Origin of the sequence: Brevibacterium sp. 50QC2O2 (genome assembly GCF_024580675.1) — a bacterium.
GTDB lineage: Bacteria > Actinomycetota > Actinomycetes > Actinomycetales > Brevibacteriaceae > Brevibacterium > Brevibacterium moorei.
Genome location: NZ_JANIJZ010000051.1, coordinates 1 through 1,090, shown reverse-complemented (window position 1 = coordinate 1,090; position 1,090 = coordinate 1). Strand labels below are relative to the sequence as shown.

The 1,090-nt window shown below is 54.4% G+C and carries 1 rRNA gene; it reads right to left on the bottom strand.

Features of this window, described 5'->3' with window-relative positions:
- Positions 1–1,090: ribosomal RNA gene (locus NQ038_RS15155) — 23S ribosomal RNA — on the bottom strand; the annotation flags it as partial.

The following is a 1,090-nucleotide window of genomic DNA, read 5'->3' as shown; positions in this document are numbered from 1 at the left end:
CCCGACTAACCCAGGGAAGATGAACTTGACCCTGGAACCCTTAGTCATCCAGTGCACGGGATTCCAACCCGTGTTTCGCTACTCATGCCTGCATTCTCACTCGCATAGCCTCCACCACTCGATCACTCGGCAGCTTCACCGGCCACACGACGCTCCCCTACCCAACAAACCAGGAGTTATCCCTTCAGGTTTGATGTCACGACTTCGGCGGTGTACTTAAGCCCCGCTACATTATCGGCGCGGAATCACTTGACCAGTGAGCTATTACGCACTCTTTCAAGGATGGCTGCTTCTAAGCCAACCTCCTGGTTGTCACAGCAACTCCACATCCTTTCCCACTCAGCACACGCTTAGGGGCCTTAGTCGATGATCTGGGCTGTTTCCCTCTCGACAATGAAGCTTATCCCCCACTGTCTCACTGCCACGCTAACTTAAACCGGCATTCGGAGTTTGGCTGACGTCAGTAACACAATACGGCCCATCAACCAACCAGTAGCTCTACCTCCGGCAAGCACCACGCAACGCTGCACCTAAATGCATTTCGGGGAGAACCAGCTATCACAGAGTTTGATTGGCCTTTCACCCCTAACCACAGGTCATCCCCTCCATTTTCAACTGAAGTGGGTTCGGGCCTCCACACGCTCTTACACGCGCTTCACCCTGCCCATGGCTAGATCACTCCGCTTCGGGTCTAGGACACGCGACTGGATCGCCCTCTTCAGACTCGCTTTCGCTACGACTACCCCACACGGGTTAACCTCGCCACATGCCACTAACTCGCAGGCTCATTCTTCAAAAGGCACGCCAGCACAGTCATTAAAACTGCTTTGACGGCTTGTAGGCACACGGTTTCAGGTACTCTTTCACTCCCCTCCCGGGGTACTTTTCACCATTCCCTCACGGTACTATCCGCTATCGGTCATCAGGAAGTATTCAGCCTTACCAGGCGGTCCTGGCAGATTCACACGAGATTACACGAGTCCCGTCCTACTCGGGAAAACAGTCAACCCCCGCCACACACATTTCGCCTACAGGACTCTCACCCACTCCGGTCAGCCATCCCAGACTGTTCGACTACACGCGCAACAAA